Annotated in this window: 14 protein-coding genes; 10 read left to right on the plus strand and 4 right to left on the minus strand. The window is 65.0% G+C overall.

Annotation, left to right across the window (positions count from 1 at the left end):
• From ACFC3J_RS18520 to ACFC3J_RS18535, 4 genes are all read left to right on the plus strand, one after another.
• The coding region (locus ACFC3J_RS18520; RefSeq protein WP_375197549.1) for a dihydroxy-acid dehydratase at positions 1-744 on the plus strand (744 nt) is incomplete at its 5' end.
• 64 nt (positions 745-808) lie between these two features.
• Entirely contained in the window at positions 809-1,786 is a 978-nt protein-coding gene (glk, locus tag ACFC3J_RS18525; protein WP_375197550.1) for a glucokinase, read from the plus strand.
• Positions 1,786-2,403, plus strand: a complete 618-nt coding sequence (gene eda / locus ACFC3J_RS18530) for a bifunctional 4-hydroxy-2-oxoglutarate aldolase/2-dehydro-3-deoxy-phosphogluconate aldolase (RefSeq protein WP_375197562.1) — start codon at positions 1,786-1,788, stop codon at positions 2,401-2,403. Before glk ends, eda begins: the two co-directional genes overlap by 1 nt.
• 37 nt (positions 2,404-2,440) lie before the next feature.
• The gene (locus ACFC3J_RS18535; RefSeq protein WP_375197551.1) at positions 2,441-2,953 is read left to right on the plus strand and encodes a hypothetical protein; all 513 of its coding nucleotides are present in this window, start codon (positions 2,441-2,443) and stop codon (positions 2,951-2,953) included.
• 18 nt (positions 2,954-2,971) lie between these two features.
• Here the strand turns inward: ACFC3J_RS18535 and ACFC3J_RS18540 are convergent, their stop codons facing one another.
• The 3 genes from ACFC3J_RS18540 to ACFC3J_RS18550 are packed head-to-tail and all read right to left on the minus strand — an operon-like array spanning position 2,972 to position 6,183.
• On the minus strand, positions 2,972-3,556 hold the full coding sequence (locus ACFC3J_RS18540) for a gamma carbonic anhydrase family protein (protein ID WP_375197552.1): 585 nt from the start codon (positions 3,554-3,556) through the stop codon (positions 2,972-2,974).
• Between the two features lies 1 nt (position 3,557).
• Positions 3,558-4,553 (minus strand): porphobilinogen synthase, encoded by a 996-nt coding sequence (hemB, locus tag ACFC3J_RS18545; protein ID WP_375197553.1) that lies wholly within the window; start codon positions 4,551-4,553, stop codon positions 3,558-3,560.
• A 46-nt stretch (positions 4,554-4,599) separates the two neighbouring features.
• Positions 4,600-6,183 carry a M28 family metallopeptidase gene (locus ACFC3J_RS18550; protein WP_375197554.1) on the minus strand — a complete coding sequence of 528 codons (1,584 nt, stop codon included), beginning with the start codon at positions 6,181-6,183 and terminating at the stop codon, positions 4,600-4,602.
• A 121-nt stretch (positions 6,184-6,304) separates the two neighbouring features.
• Between ACFC3J_RS18550 and ACFC3J_RS18555 the strand changes: the two genes are divergently transcribed.
• From ACFC3J_RS18555 to ACFC3J_RS18565, 3 genes are all read left to right on the plus strand, one after another.
• Positions 6,305-7,000 carry a GIN domain-containing protein gene (locus ACFC3J_RS18555; RefSeq protein ID WP_375197555.1) on the plus strand — a complete coding sequence of 232 codons (696 nt, stop codon included), beginning with the start codon at positions 6,305-6,307 and terminating at the stop codon, positions 6,998-7,000.
• Between the two features lie 78 nt (positions 7,001-7,078).
• Positions 7,079-8,359 carry an ammonium transporter gene (locus ACFC3J_RS18560; RefSeq protein ID WP_375197556.1) on the plus strand — a complete coding sequence of 427 codons (1,281 nt, stop codon included), beginning with the start codon at positions 7,079-7,081 and terminating at the stop codon, positions 8,357-8,359.
• Between the two features lie 6 nt (positions 8,360-8,365).
• Positions 8,366-9,211 carry a glycosyltransferase gene (locus ACFC3J_RS18565; RefSeq protein ID WP_375197557.1) on the plus strand — a complete coding sequence of 282 codons (846 nt, stop codon included), beginning with the start codon at positions 8,366-8,368 and terminating at the stop codon, positions 9,209-9,211.
• Between the two features lie 62 nt (positions 9,212-9,273).
• Here ACFC3J_RS18565 and ACFC3J_RS18570 read toward each other — a convergent pair whose 3' ends face one another.
• On the minus strand, positions 9,274-10,605 hold the full coding sequence (locus ACFC3J_RS18570) for an MFS transporter (protein WP_375197558.1): 1,332 nt from the start codon (positions 10,603-10,605) through the stop codon (positions 9,274-9,276).
• A 188-nt stretch (positions 10,606-10,793) separates the two neighbouring features.
• On the opposite strand from ACFC3J_RS18570, the gene cyoA reads away from it, so the two are divergent.
• The 3 genes from cyoA to ACFC3J_RS18585 all read left to right on the plus strand — a co-directional run.
• Positions 10,794-11,927, plus strand: coding sequence for a ubiquinol oxidase subunit II (cyoA, locus tag ACFC3J_RS18575; RefSeq protein WP_375197559.1), 1,134 nt, complete (start codon positions 10,794-10,796; stop codon positions 11,925-11,927).
• Between the two features lie 5 nt (positions 11,928-11,932).
• Positions 11,933-13,939, plus strand: coding sequence for a cytochrome o ubiquinol oxidase subunit I (cyoB, locus tag ACFC3J_RS18580; RefSeq protein WP_375197560.1), 2,007 nt, complete (start codon positions 11,933-11,935; stop codon positions 13,937-13,939).
• Between the two features lie 5 nt (positions 13,940-13,944).
• Positions 13,945-14,407, plus strand: a 463-nt coding sequence (locus ACFC3J_RS18585; protein ID WP_375197561.1) for a cytochrome c oxidase subunit 3, incomplete at its 3' end; no start/stop codon positions are given.

Genomic DNA, 14,407 nt, shown 5'->3' on the forward strand with positions numbered 1-14,407 from the left:
TTGCTCGAAAACGGCCTGCTGCACGGCGATATTCTGACCGTCGCACGCCAGGGGCTGGCCGATTATGGGCAGGAGCCGGTGCTGGAGAATGAGGCGCTGGTCTGGAAGGATGTGCCGGAATCGAGGGATGACTCGATCCTGCGGCCCGTATCCAACCCGTTCAGCCCGGATGGCGGCATGAGGCTGCTGTCCGGAAATCTGGGACGCTGCGTCATGAAGGTGAGCGCCGTCGACAAGGAACGCTGGACCATCGAAGCGCCGGCAGCGATCTTCCACGATCAGGACGATGTGCTGCGCGCCTTCAAGGCAGGCGAGCTGGAGCGAGATGTCGTGGTGGTCGTGCGCTTTCAGGGTCCGAAGGCCAACGGCATGCCGGAACTGCACAAGCTGACTCCGGCGCTGGGCGTATTGCAGGATCGTGGCTTCCGCGTGGCGCTGCTCACTGACGGTCGCATGTCGGGCGCTTCGGGGAAGGTGCCTGCGGCGATCCATCTGTCGCCCGAGGCGCTGGGCGGCGGCGCGATCGGCAAGCTGCGCGATGGGGATCTGGTGCGCGTCTGCGCGGAAACGGGGGAAGTCACGGCGCTGGTCGATGCGGCGACATGGGAGGCGCGGGACATCCCGGCGGCGCCCCCTTCCCCCTATGACACCGGCCGCGAGCTGTTCGCGCTGTTCCGGCATCATAGCGATCTGGCGGAGGCGGGCGCCTCCCCGATCCTCGCGGCGATGGAAACCGAAATCTAAGATCATCCGTTCGTGCAGGCGGGTCAGTGGTGGCGGCTCCTTCGCGGGCCGTCGGAGAGAGAATATGACTGAAATCATTGCAGCCGATATCGGCGGAACCAACGCACGTTTCGCGCGCGCCAGGCTGGATGCCCGCAACGTGCCGACATTGGGCAAGGTGCGCAAATATAAGGTCGCCGATTATCCCAGCCTTCAGGCCTGCTGGGTGGCCTTTGCCGAAGATGAAGCGAAGGACGGCAAGGGCAAGCTGCCCACTTCCGCATCCATCGCCTTTGCCACTGCCATCGGGCGCGAAGTCATCAAACTGACCAACAGCAGCTGGACGGTTCGTCCGGACACGCTGGACGAGGAACTGGGCCTGAAACATCTGCGGCTGGTCAATGATTTCGAGGCGGTGGCCCATGCCGTCGCTCGCTTGCCGCAGGACAATCTGCCGCTGCTGTTCGGGGAAGACAGGCCTTTCCCGCGTGACGGCGGGGTAACGATCCTTGGCCCCGGCACCGGACTGGGCGTGGCCATGATCGCTTTCGACGACGGCGAGCCGCATGTGATCGCGACCGAGGGTGGACATCTGGATTTTGCGCCGCTCGATCCGCTGGAAGAAAAGATCCTGGCCTATCTGCGCGACAAGTTCCTGCGCGTGTCGACCGAGCGGATCGTATCGGGACCCGGCCTGAACAATATTTACAAGGCGATGGCGACGATCGGCCATGACCGGGTCGTGCTGATGGAAGATGCCGAATTGTGGCAGGCAGCCCTCGACGGCACCGATGAATTCGCGCGAGCTGCGCTGGAACGTTTTTCATTGTCCTACGGATCGGTCGCAGGCGATCTCGCGCTGGCGCAGGGACCGCACAGCGTCGTGTTGGCGGGCGGGCTGACCCAGCGCATGCGCGAATGGCTGCCGCAAAGTGGGTTCCACCAGCGCTTCACCGCCAAGGGGCGGTTCGAAAGCCTGATGAAATCGGTGCCGATCCGCCTTGCCCTGCATGATGAAATCGGGCTGTACGGCGCCGCCGCGGCCTTTCGGGAGAAGAAATGATGGCGTTGAGCGTGGAACAGGTGATGGAACTGGCGCCGGTGATTCCGGTGCTGGTGGTCGACCGGGTCGAGGATGCGTTGCCGATCGCGCAGGCGCTGGTGAAGGGCGGCCTGCCCGCACTGGAAGTGACGCTGCGGACCCCTGCGGCGCTGGACGTGATCCGGGAAATGGCCCAGGTCGAGGGCGCCGTGGTCGGCGCCGGGACCGTGCTCAATCCGGCGCAGCTTGATGCGGCGATGGAGGCGGGCGCGCGCTTCGTCGTCAGCCCCGGCCTGACCGAGCCGCTGGGCAAGGCGGCGATCGCGGCGGGCATCCCCTTCCTGCCCGGCACCGCCACGGCAGGCGACATCATGCGCGGCATGGACATGGGTCTGACGCACTTCAAATTCTTCCCGGCGGAGACTTCGGGCGGGCTTCCCGCGCTCAAGGCCCTGGCCGCGCCGCTGCATACGGCGCGTTTCTGCCCGACCGGCGGAATCACGGCGGAAAGCGCGCCCAGATGGCTGGCGGAATCCTTCATAAAATGCGTCGGCGGCAGCTGGGTCGTGCCGAAGGGGCCGGTCGATCCGGCGAAGATCGAGGCGCTGGCTCGCGAAGCGGCGGCGCTTCCCCGCTGATCTTGCCTCCCGGCGCGGGTCATCCTAGATGCAGGCCATGAACCCGCGTCGGCTGCTCCCTTATCTGGCTCTGTTCCTGTCTGGCTGTGCCAGCACCTTTCAGGGCTATCCTTCGCTCGCCAAGCGGGCGATCGAAGACGCGCCCATTTCCGAAGCCGCGCCGCAGCCCTCGCCGGTCGCGCCCGAGCCGGAACTCGTCCAGAATGTCGACCGGCTGACGGCGCAGGCGCAGGCCGGGGGAAAGGCCTTCGACGAGGCATGGCCTGCGGCAGACAGGGCCACGCAGGCCGCAGCGGGGTCGGCAGTGTCGAGCGAGGCATGGGTGGTGGCCCAGACGGCGCTGAGTGCGCTGGAGTCCGCGCGCAACGACAGCGTCTCCGCGCTTGCCAGCCTAGATGTGCTGTATGTCGAGCGCAGCAATGCCGTGTCAGAAGGCAAGGTCAGCGGCGGGATCGACACGATCGAGGCCGCGCGGGGATCTGCGCTCGCGATTGTGGACAGCCAGAATGACCGCATCGACTCGCTCAAGGGGCGGCTCGCCCAGCCCTGATTCCGTCGATCCAGCAGGTTAGCCGGTCGGGAAGGCCGCCTTCACCGCCCCTTTGTGCGCCTTGCCGTTGTGAATATAATGTTCGACGCCCTCGCGCATGTCGATCAGCGCTTCGTCGGTCAGGTCGCGCATATATTTGGCCGGGCGGCCGGCCCAGAGCTGGCGGTGGGCGACGGTCTTTCCCGGCGACAGCAGCGCGCCCGCCGCGAGCATCGCGTCGCTTTCCACCGTGCAGCCGCTCATCACGATGGCGCCCAGACCGACGAAGGCGCGGTCCTTAAGCACGCAGCCATGGACCATCGCCATATGGCCGATCAGCACGTCCTCCCCGATGATGCAGGGCCAGCCCTCCGCAGGGCGTCCGTCGGCGCGATCGCCGGGGCTGTCGCAATGGACGACCGTGCCGTCCTGAATATTGGTGCGCGCGCCGATATGGATGAAGTTCACATCGGCCCGGATCACGCAATTATACCAGATGCTGACGTCCGGACCGACCTCCACATCGCCGATGATCCGGCAACCCGGCGCGATAAAGGCGCTGGGGTGGATTTTCGGAATCCGGCCGTTGAAGGGGATGATCGAGACTTCGGGGTGATCGGTCATGTCAGGCTCCCAGCAGGCGCGCGGCGTGGAGCGCGTGATAGGTGAGAACTCCCGAACAACCGGCCCGCTTGAACGCCATCAGCGTTTCCAGCACCAGTGCGTCGCGGTCCCCTGCCCCCACGGCGGCGGCGGCCTCGATCATCGCATATTCGCCCGACACCTGATAGGCGAAGACGGGCACCTGGAAACGGTCCTTCACCCGCGCAATGATGTCGAGATAGGGGAGGCCCGGCTTCACCATCACGCTGTCGGCGCCCTCGGCAATGTCGAGCGCGACTTCGCGCAGCGCTTCTTCGCCGTTGGCAGGGTCCATCTGGTAGGTTTTCTTGTTGCCCTTCAGCAGCCCGCCTGAGCCGACCGCATCGCGGAACGGGCCGTAGAAGGCGCTCGCATATTTGGCGGCATAGGCCATGATCTGCACATTGGCGTGGCCTTCTTCCTCCAGCGCCTCGCGGATCGCGCCGACGCGGCCGTCCATCATGTCGCTCGGCGCGATGATGTCGGCGCCTGCCGCCGCCTGATTGAGCGACTGGCCGATCAGGGCATCGATGGTGGCGTCGTTGACCACATAACCCGCCTCGTCGAGCAGACCGTCCTGTCCGTGCGCGGTATAAGGATCGAGCGCCACGTCGGTCAGGATGCCGATGTCGGGCACCGCATCCTTGATGGCGCGGATGGCGCGGCACATGAGGTTGTCGGGATTGAGCGCCTCGGCGCCGTCATCGCTGCGGCGCTCCGGCTGAGTGTTGGGGAACAGGGCCAGGCAGGGGATACCCGCCGCCCGCGCTTCCTTCGCCCGCTCGACCATCTGGTCCACCGACCAGCGCGATACGCCCGGAAGCGACCCGATCGGGTGCTCGACGCCCTGCCCTTCGGTGACGAACAGCGGCCAGATGAAGTCGCTGGGCGCAAGGCGATTTTCGGCATACATGGCGCGGCTCCAGGCCGAAGCGCGGGTGCGGCGCAGGCGGAGCGCCGGATAGGAAGCGTTGGTCATCGCCGGGGTGTAGGCCGCTCCTCCCCCGCGATCAAGCGCGAGCAGGCTATCTGGCGAAGCGGCGGAAGAAGCTGTCCCGGTTCCATTCCGGCCGCTGCGGCGCATTGGCCACGCGCAGGGTGACGGCGGCGACATAGTCGTTCAGCTTCACCGACTGGTCGGGCATGACCGGCTGGTTCGCATCATCCCTGGGCGAATGATAGATGTTGGCGCGCCATGCCTTTTCGACCTCGGCTTCAGGGGTCCCGGCCCTGAACCCATATTTGAAGAACAGCGCCGGGACGCCGGTGCGAATGAAGCTATACTGGTCGGACCGGATGAAGACGTTGCGATCGGGGAAGGGATCGGGAACGATCGGCAGGTTCATCTCTGCGCTGACCACGGCGGCATCCCTGCCAAGACTGCTCTGGTCGTAGCCGATCGGCGTCACGCTGGTCAGCGGGAAGATGGGCAGCGCCATGTCGAAATTGAGATTGGCGACGATCGCCTTTCGCGGCACGGTCGGGCGCTGGGCAAAATAGCGCGATCCAAGCAGCCCTTTTTCCTCGGCGGTGACGATGGCGAACAGGATCGAGCGCCGGGGCTTCACCTTGCCGTCGCGCAATGCGCGCGCAATTTCGAGCAGACTAGCCACGCCCGAAGCATTGTCCAGCGCGCCGTTGTAGATCGCATCCCCCTTGATCGGCGTGCCCACGCCATAGCCGTCGAGATGCGCGGAGAGGACCACATATTGGCTTTTCAGCGTCGGATCCGCGCCCGGCATGACCGCAATCAGGTTGGGCGACGACAGGTCGGAACGCCGGGCCGCCACTGTCGCATCGAGGCGCTGGGCCAGCGGGAAGCCGGGCACCGGCGCGGACCTGTCGGCGGCGGCAGCGAGATCGGCGAAGTCGTGCCCCGATCCGGCGAACAGCAACGCGGATCTGGCGGGATCGATCTGGGCGTTCAGAAACGGCCGGACCGTGTCCCTGAGCGCCGCATCGCGGTAGAAGAGAGCGGGTTGGCTGGCGAGCGCCATGCGACGGTCCCATGGAATTTCCACCTGTTTGGGCGTGACCAGCTGGATCAGGCCAAGCGCGCCCTGTTTGGCCAGCCATTGCGCGCGTTCGGAGCGCGCGTGGGATTTGAGCGCGCCGGAGATGCCCGCAGGGCCGCCGGAAACCACGACGACGATCTTCCCCTTGAGGTCCAGACCGGCGAAATCGTCATGGCCCGCCTCCGGCAGATGCAGGCCGTAACCGGCAAATACCAGCGGCGCGCTCACGCTTTCCGGCGCGGGTCCGCCGCCGCCCGAAAAGATGATGTCGGCAGGCGTGGAGAGCGGCGTTTCGCCCTGTGGGCCGGTCAGCCGGGCGCTGCTGCCCTGCGGCAGAATGACCTGTTCGACAAAGGCGATGGGCTGCCGGTAGCCGTCGATCCCGGCTGGCTTCAGGCCAAGCGCCCGGAACTGGCCGATCACATAGTCCGCCGCCCTGTCATAGCCCGGCTTGCCCGTGCCGCGGCCTTCAAAGGCGTCGCTGGCGAGCGTCTGGACATGGCTCCACCAGAACTTGCCGCGATCCTGCCCTGCCGCCATCGCCGTCCCGCTGAGCGAAACCAGAAGAAGAAGACCGGAAATCCATCTGCGCATCCGCCGCATGTCCCTTTGCCAAAGCATGACGATCTTGCCTGATCCGGTGCGACGAACAAGAGGGCTTGGACCCGCCACGCCCCATGCCTATCGTCGGATCAACAGAGATTGAAGGATCGTCATGCACTGTCTCCGTTTCGTTGCACTGTTGATCGCGATGGCGGCGGCTCCTGCGGGGGCGGCAACGCGCGGGTTCACCGTCACCAGCTTCGACGCGATCCGGGTGGACGCGCCGGTCGAGGTGATAATCACCACCGGCGCGGGCGCATCGGCGCGGGCGGAAGGCGATCAGAAGCTGCTCGACCGGCTGAAGCTGGACGTGTCGGGGCGTCTGCTTGCTGTGACGATGCAGCGGGCGCAGCCGGGGGACAAATCCGGCGGGCGCGCGGTGCTGTGGCTGTCGACCGGGGATCTGGCGCGGGTGGTGCTGACCGGCGGCGGATCGGTATCGGTCAGCCGGATGAAGGGGCTCCGGGGCGAGATCGTGCTGGGCGGCAATGGCGACGTCAGCGTGGCGGCGATGGATCTGGACCAGCTCAGTCTGGGCGTCGCGGGCGCCGGGCGGGCGCAGGTCGCGGGCCGGGCCGGGATCGCCAGTGTGCGGGTGAGCGGACCGGGCGCGGTCGCCGCGGAAGCGCTGCGGGTCCGGCAGGTGACGGTGGTGAATGACGGGCCGGGCAATGTCGTCCTGTCGGCGGACGTGACGGCGAAGGTTATGGCCTCAGGATCGGGGGACGTCACGGTGACTGGCAAGGCGGCCTGTAGCGTCGACAATCGCGGGACCGGGCGGATCAGCTGCGGCGGCGAGGCTTATTAGGGCCGGGACCATCCCCCGTCCTGAGCGAACAGGATTGAGTTTAGCCAAGTCTTTACCCGACCGCGGTAGACGGACGTGATGAAGCCCTTTCCTGCCCTGCCCTTTCTTGCCCCGGCCCTTATGGCGGCCGCCATTCCCCAACAGGCCCTGGCGCAGGTGGCCGTGGCCGACAGCGGCGATACGGGATGGGTGATATTGTGCAGCCTGCTGGTGCTGCTGGCCGCCCTGCCGGGGCTGGTCCTGCGCCATGCCGGGCTTGTAAATGTGCGCAGCGCATTGTGCGTTGCCACGCATGGGCTAGTGGTGGCGGCGCTTGTCTCGCTGCTCTGGGGGATGGCCGGCTACAGCCTTGCCTATGCGCCGGGAAGCGGCTGGCTGGGTGGCGGGGGGCATCTGCTGCTCGCCAATATGGCAGCGCTGCGCGACGGGCTGACCGTGCCGGACTCGGCCTTTGCGCTGTTCCAGATGGCGCTGGCGATCCTGGCCGCCTGCCTGCTGCCGGGCGCGGTGGCGGAACGGGTGCGGATCGGGTGGATGGCGACGTTCGCGGCGCTCTGGCTGCTGCTGGTCTATGCGCCCGTGGTGCATTGGGTCTGGGGCGGCGGCTGGCTGGGAGGGTTGGGCGTCATGGACTTTTCCGGGGCGCTGGTGGTGCATCTTTGCGCCGGTTTTTCGGCTCTGGCGCTGCTGCTGATCGTCGGCAGGCGGCAAGCCGCGACCGCAAGCCATGCGCCGGTGCTGGGGCTGGTCGGGGGGGCGCTGATCTGGATCGGTTGGGCGGGCATCGTCGGCGGATGGGTGCTGGGCGCCACGGACGATGCGGCCACGGCCATATTGAACGGCCATTTCGCGGCCTGCGCGGGAGCGCTGGGCTGGATGGCGGCGGAACGTTTCGCGAGCGGGCGGGTGACGGCCATGAGCGTGATTTCGGGCGCTCTGGCGGGACTGGCCGCGATCTCGTCCTGCGCGGCGCTGGTCGGGATGGGCGGGGCGATGGTCATCGGCCTGCTTGCGGCGCTGGTGGCGCGGATCGGCAAGGCGCTGCTGGCCAGGCGGATCGACGATGCGACGGATGTCTTCGTGATCCACGGGCTGGGCGGATTGACCGGAACGCTGCTGCTGGTCCCCTTCGTCCTGCCCGCTCTGGGCGGGGTCGGCTTTGCCGCGGGGATCAGCCTGAGCAGCGCCTTCGTCGCGCAGCTGATCGGCATCGCGATGGTCGCGCTCTGGGCCATGGTGGGATCGGCGATCATCGCGCTGATCCTCTCGGCGGTGGTGCCCGCGCGGATCAGCGCGCAGCAGGAGACCGATGGGCTGGACCTGATGCAACTGGGCCAGCAGAGTTGGGATTTCCGCTGAAAGGCCATGGGAATCGCGGTCGGCATCTTCGCGCATCAGGAGGAGCGGCGGATCGGGTTTTGCCTCGCTTCGCTGCCGCTGGATCGGGCGGACACGGTTTTTCATGTTCTGGTGAACGGGTCGACTGACGCGACTGCAGCGCGGGCGCGGGAGGCGGCGGGCGAACGGGCAAATGTGCTCGTCCATGACATTGCCATCGGGGGCAAGTCGCGGACCTGGAACCATTTCGTCCATGGTCTGCTGCGCGGCGACGAGCAGGCCGTCATCTTCATGGATGGGGATGCGGAGATCGTCGCGGGTTCGATCGACGCGCTGGTCGCGGATCTCGCCGCACAGCCGGGCGCCAACGCGGCTGCGGGGATGCCGGTCAACGGGCGGTCGGTGGATCTGTACCGGCAAAGCCTGCGTGACGAAAGGGGGCTGTTCGGGGATCTCTATGCCCTGTCGGGACGGTTCGTCGCCGCGATCCGGGCGCGAGGGTTGCGGTTGCCCGAGGATCTGGTCGGGGATGACGGGCTGGTGGCCGCATGGGCGCATACCGGTTTGGGGCGGGATGCGGACTGGGAGCGGGATCGGGTGCTGGCCTGCGAGGAGGCGGGCTTTCGCTGCGAGGCGGTGAGTCCGCTGCGGCCCTCCACGCTGCGGATGCAATATCGGCGCATGACCAGCTATTCGGTGCGCTATTTCCAGAACCGGATCATTTCCGACATCATGGCCAGGGAAGGCGTTTCCGGGCTGCCGGAGCGGATGGACGCGCTTTACGGCGAGTGGTTGCCGCGCTTTGGACCACGGCCCCTGCCGATCGGCTGGTTCGACCGGAAGGCGCTGACGCGGATGAGGGCTTCGCTCTGACCCCCATGAAAAAAGGCTGGAGAGAATGCCTCTCCAGCCCTTTTTCCTGATGGCCGATCGCCTTACCGATCGCGAGCCGCCAGTTCCTTGTTGATGTAGAGCGCCACTATGGTCGCCAGCGCGCCGGACAGCAGATAGATGCCCGAAGCGGCCAGACCGAACTTCACTGACAGCAGCAGGGCCACCAGCGGGGCGAAGCCCGCGCCGACCAGCCATGCGAGGTCGGACGTCAGTGCCGAGCCGGTATAGCGCGCTTCGGTCGCGAAGTTCGATGCCACCACGCCGGAAGACTGACCGAAAGCCAGACCCAGCAGCATGAAGCCCAGAATCATGAAGGCGACTTCGCCCAAATCGCCGCCGTTCAGCATCAGCGGCGCCATGACGCTGAAGATCGCAATGCCAAGCGCCGACCATGCCAGCAGCGAACGGCGGCCGATCTGGTCCGCGACGAAGCCCGAGACGACGATCGCGAGCAGGCCGACCGACGCGCCGATCATCTCGATGATGAGGAAGCGTTCAAGCGGCTGTTTCGTGAACAGCGCGACCCAGCTCAGGGGGAACACCGTCACCATGTGGAACAGCGCGAAGCTGGCCAGCGGGGCGAAGGCGCCGATGATGATGTTGCGCCCTTCCGCCCGGACGGTCGGCAGCACCGCGGAGGGTTGCAGGTCCTTTTGCTCGAACAGGCGTTCGAATTCATGCGTCACCACGATTCGCAGACGGGCGAAGAGCGCCACGACGTTGATCGCGAAGGCCACGAAGAAGGGGTAGCGCCAGCCCCAGTCGAGGAAGTCCGCCTGCGACAGGGTCATCAGGAAGAAGGCGAACAGGCCGCTCGCCACGAGCAGCGCCAGGGGTGCGCCGAGTTGCGGCACCATCGCATACCAGCCGCGCTGATGCTGCGGCGCGTTCAGTGACAGCAGCGAGGCGAGGCCGTCCCATGTTCCGCCGAGCGCAATACCCTGCGCGGCGCGTAAAATGACCAGCACGACCGCTGCATAGTGGCCGATCGTCTCATAACCCGGCATGAAGGCGATCGACGCGGTCGACCCGCCCAGCAGAAACAGCGCGGCTGTGAGCTTGGTTCCCCGCCCGTAGCGGCGGTCGATGGCCATGAAGATCAGCGAGCCGATGGGTCGCGTGATGAAGGCCACGGAAAAGATCGCGAAGGAATAAAGGGTGCCCGTCAGCGCATCCACATAAGGGAATACCAGGCTCGGGAACACGATGACCGAAGCGATGGCATAGACGAAGAAATCGAAGAATTCGGAGGTCCGGCCGATGATCACCCCGATGGAAATGTCACCCGGCGCGATCTTGTGGTCCCGCGCGTTGATCAGCCGCGCGTCATCCTCCAGCGATCGGGACGAGAAATTTATGGCCTGTGAACTCATAGGCATCCGCTCCTTGGCTAAGCCACCGGAACGATCTTTTGTTCTGCCGGTGGCCACGGAAAGGCAACATAACAGAAAACCCGCAGAGTCTAAGCAGTATCCCACGCCTTCAGCATTTTTTGCATCTGCGCACAATGGGACAAATTGCCCACTATCCGACTCTGTGCAGACAGGTTAGTCGCGCGCCCATGTCACACCCTTCCTCACCCAACTGGATCCGGCTTTTCCGCTGGTCCGCTCCGATCCTTGCGGCGCCGCTGGCGGGCTGCAACTGGGTCGTGATGAACCCGTCGGGCGATATTGCGGTGCAGCAGCGCGATCTGATCCTGATCTCGACCGCGCTGATGCTCCTCATCGTCGTTCCCGTCATGGCGATGGTCGTCTTCTTCGCTTGGCGTTACCGCGCGGCGAACAAGGCAGCTGAAAAAGACTATGATCCCGACTGGGATCATTCGACCAAGCTGGAACTGCTGATCTGGTCGGCGCCGCTGCTGATCATCATCTGTCTGGGCGCACTGACCTGGGTGAGCACGCACAAGCTGGACCCCTATCGCCCGCTCGACAGGATCGACGCGAAGACCGCGATCGACCCCAAGGTGAAGCCGCTGAAGGTCGAAGTGGTCGCGCTCGACTGGAAATGGCTGTTCATCTATCCGGAACTGGGTGTCGCCACGGTCAATGAGCTGGCCGTGCCCGTCAATGTGCCCGTGCAGTTCGACATCACGGCATCGACCGTGATGAACAGCTTCTACGTTCCTGAACTGGCCGGGCAGATCTATGCCATGCCGGGCATGAAGACCCAGTTGCATGCGGTCGCCAACAAGGAGGTAGGCGGCGTCGGCTTCTCCGCCAACTATTCGGGCGCGGGCTTCAGCCATATGCGCTTTGGCTACAGAGCGCTGGACAAGGCCGGTTTCGACGGCTGGGTGGCGAAGGTCAAGGCGAGCGGCGTCAATCTCGACCGCAATGTCTATCTGACCCTTGCCAAGCCGTCGGAAAAGGCGCCGGTAGCCTATTTCTCCGCCGTCGAGCCGAAGCTGTTCGACGCGGTCGTCAATCTCTGCCCCAAGCCCGGCCAGCGATGCATGGGCGAGCTGATGCACATCAACATGATGGGCGGCGCGGGCAAGGAATCGGCCAGGGAGACCCAGGGCCTCCGCTACGATTTTCCCAACAGCCATGTGATCGATCAGACCGAGCGCAACGAGGGCGTGCAGACCGCCCCCGACGCGCCCGGCGCGACGGAAGCCCCCAACCCGGATCACACGACTTCCGATCACTCCTCTCATAGCGGCGCTGACGCGCACGCGCAGCATCGGTAAGGCCCATGACTGGCACAATGACAACAGCACAGATGATCTTCGGTCGTCTGACATGGGATGCGTTCCCATGGCATGAGCCCATCGTCGTCGCGACCTTCGTCGCGGTGATGTTGGGCGGCGCGGCGCTGGTCGCAGCGCTCACCTATTTCAAGCTCTGGGGCTATCTCTGGAAGGAGTGGTTCACCAGCGTCGATCACAAGAAGATCGGCATCATGTATATGGTGCTGGGTCTTATCATGTTCCTGCGCGGTTTTGCCGACGCGGTGATGATGCGTCTCCAGCAGGCGCTCGCCTTCAACGGGTCTGAAGGCTATCTCAACGCCCATCACTATGATCAGGTGTTCACCGCCCACGGCGTCATCATGATCTTCTTCGTGGCGATGCCGTTCATCACAGGGTTGATGAACTATATCGTCCCGTTGCAGATCGGCGCCCGCGACGTGTCGTTCCCCTTCCTGAACAATTTCTCGTTCTGGATGACCACGGGCGGCGCGGTGCTGGTGATGGCTTCGCTGTTCCTGGGTGAATTTGCCCAGACCGGCTGGCTCGCCTATCCGCCGCTTTCGGGGATCGCCTACAGCCCGGCGACGGGTGTCGACTATTACATCTGGGCGCTGCAGGTGGCCGGTGTCGGCACGACATTATCGGGCATCAACCTGATCGCGACCATCGTGAAGATGCGCGCGCCGGGCATGTCGCTCATGAAGATGCCGGTGTTCACCTGGACCTCGCTCTGCGCGAACATCCTGATCGTCGCGTCTTTCCCCATCCTGACCGCGACGCTCGTCCTTCTGTCGCTCGACCGCTATGCCGGCACCGCCTTCTTCACCAATGATTTCGGCGGCAACCCGATGATGTACGTCAACCTCATCTGGATCTGGGGCCACCCGGAAGTCTACATCCTCATCCTGCCGCTGTTCGGCGTCTTCTCCGAAGTCACCTCGACCTTCTCGGGCAAGCGTCTCTTCGGCTACACCTCGATGGTCTATGCGACCTGCTGCATCATGGTGCTGTCCTACCTCGTGTGGCTGCACCACTTCTTCACCATGGGATCCGGCGCCAGCGTCAACAGCTTCTTCGGCATCACGACGATGATCATCTCGATCCCGACGGGGGCCAAGCTCTTCAACTGGCTGTTCACCATGTATCGCGGCAAGATCCGTTTCGAGCTGCCGATGATGTGGACCGTGGCCTTCATGCTGACATTCACGATCGGCGGCATGACCGGCGTGCTGCTTGCCGTTCCCCCTGCCGACTTCGTGCTGCACAACTCGCTGTTCCTGATCGCGCACTTCCATAATGTGATCATTGGCGGCGTGCTGTTCGGCCTGTTCGCGGCCATCAACTACTGGTGGCCCAAGGCCTTTGGCTTCAAGCTCAACGTCTTCTGGGGCAAGGTGAGCTTCTGGTGCTGGCAGGTCGGTTTCTGGCTGGCCTTCACCCCGCTCTACATCCTCGGCCTGATGGGCGTCACCCGCCGCATGCGCGTGTTCGACGATCCGTCGATCCACATCTGGTTCGTCATTGCCGCCATCGGCGCTGCGATCATCGCGGCGGGCATCGGCGCCATGCTGGTCCAGTTCGCGGTCTCGATCTGGAAGCGCGAGGAGCTGAAGGACGTGGACGGCGACCCCTGGGACGGCCGCACGCTGGAGTGGGCGACATCGTCGCCGCCGCCGGAATATAATTTCGCCTTCACCCCGGTCGTCTATGACACCGACACATGGGCGGACATGAAGCGGAACAATTATCAGCGTCCGCTCTCCGGCTACCAGCCGATCCACATGCCGAGCAGCACCGGCGCGGGCGTGATCCTCGCCGCTCTCGCGACGCTCTGCGGCTTTGCGCTGATCTGGTACATCTGGTGGCTTGCGGGCCTCAGCTTCGTCGGGATCGTCGCCGTCGCGATCGGCCATACCTTCAACTACAAGCGCGACTTCTACATCCCGCAGGATGTCGTCACGCGTACCGAGGAAGAGCGCACGCGCACCCTCGCCGCGCTGGGAGCCTGACACTTATGAGCAGCGCAACTGCAACCATGGAACCTCGGGCCTATCATCTGCCCGAGGAACCGCACCTCCACGAAGGCCACAGCACCAATCTGGGCTTCTGGATGTATCTGATGAGCGACTGTCTCATCTTCGCCATCCTCTTCGCCACCTATGCCGTGCTTGGCGGCAGCTTTGCCGGCGGCCCCGGCCCCAAGGACCTGTTCGACCTGCCGCTGGTGGCGCTCAACACCGCGATGCTGCTGTTCTCGTCGATCACCTATGGCTTCGCCATGCTGGCGATGGAGAAGAACCGGGTCAGCGCCACCCAGGGCTGGCTGTTCGTCACGCTGTTGTTCGGCGGGGCGTTCCTGTTCATCGAACTCTACGAATTCGCGCACCTCATCCATGAGGGCGCGGGTCCGTGGCGTTCGGCGTTCCTGTCGTCCTTCTTCACGCTGGTCGGCACCCACGGTCTGCACGTCACCTTCG

It is taken from the genome of Sphingobium sp. (assembly GCF_041987595.1).
Taxonomy (GTDB): Bacteria; Pseudomonadota; Alphaproteobacteria; order Sphingomonadales; family Sphingomonadaceae; genus Sphingobium.

Excerpts from the sequence above, each read along its gene's own strand:
- glk (WP_375197550.1), top strand. The coding sequence starts at position 809 with ATGACTGAAATCATTGCAGCCGATATCGGCGGAACCAACGCACGTTTC.
- eda (WP_375197562.1), top strand. The coding sequence starts at position 1,786 with ATGGCGTTGAGCGTGGAACAGGTGATGGAACTGGCGCCGGTGATTCCG.
- ACFC3J_RS18535 (WP_375197551.1), top strand. The coding sequence starts at position 2,441 with ATGAACCCGCGTCGGCTGCTCCCTTATCTGGCTCTGTTCCTGTCTGGC.
- ACFC3J_RS18540 (WP_375197552.1), bottom strand. The coding sequence starts at position 3,556 with ATGACCGATCACCCCGAAGTCTCGATCATCCCCTTCAACGGCCGGATT.
- hemB (WP_375197553.1), bottom strand. The coding sequence starts at position 4,553 with ATGACCAACGCTTCCTATCCGGCGCTCCGCCTGCGCCGCACCCGCGCT.
- ACFC3J_RS18550 (WP_375197554.1), bottom strand. The coding sequence starts at position 6,183 with ATGCGCAGATGGATTTCCGGTCTTCTTCTTCTGGTTTCGCTCAGCGGG.
- ACFC3J_RS18555 (WP_375197555.1), top strand. The coding sequence starts at position 6,305 with ATGCACTGTCTCCGTTTCGTTGCACTGTTGATCGCGATGGCGGCGGCT.
- ACFC3J_RS18560 (WP_375197556.1), top strand. The coding sequence starts at position 7,079 with ATGAAGCCCTTTCCTGCCCTGCCCTTTCTTGCCCCGGCCCTTATGGCG.
- ACFC3J_RS18565 (WP_375197557.1), top strand. The coding sequence starts at position 8,366 with ATGGGAATCGCGGTCGGCATCTTCGCGCATCAGGAGGAGCGGCGGATC.
- ACFC3J_RS18570 (WP_375197558.1), bottom strand. The coding sequence starts at position 10,605 with ATGAGTTCACAGGCCATAAATTTCTCGTCCCGATCGCTGGAGGATGAC.
- cyoA (WP_375197559.1), top strand. The coding sequence starts at position 10,794 with ATGTCACACCCTTCCTCACCCAACTGGATCCGGCTTTTCCGCTGGTCC.
- cyoB (WP_375197560.1), top strand. The coding sequence starts at position 11,933 with ATGACTGGCACAATGACAACAGCACAGATGATCTTCGGTCGTCTGACA.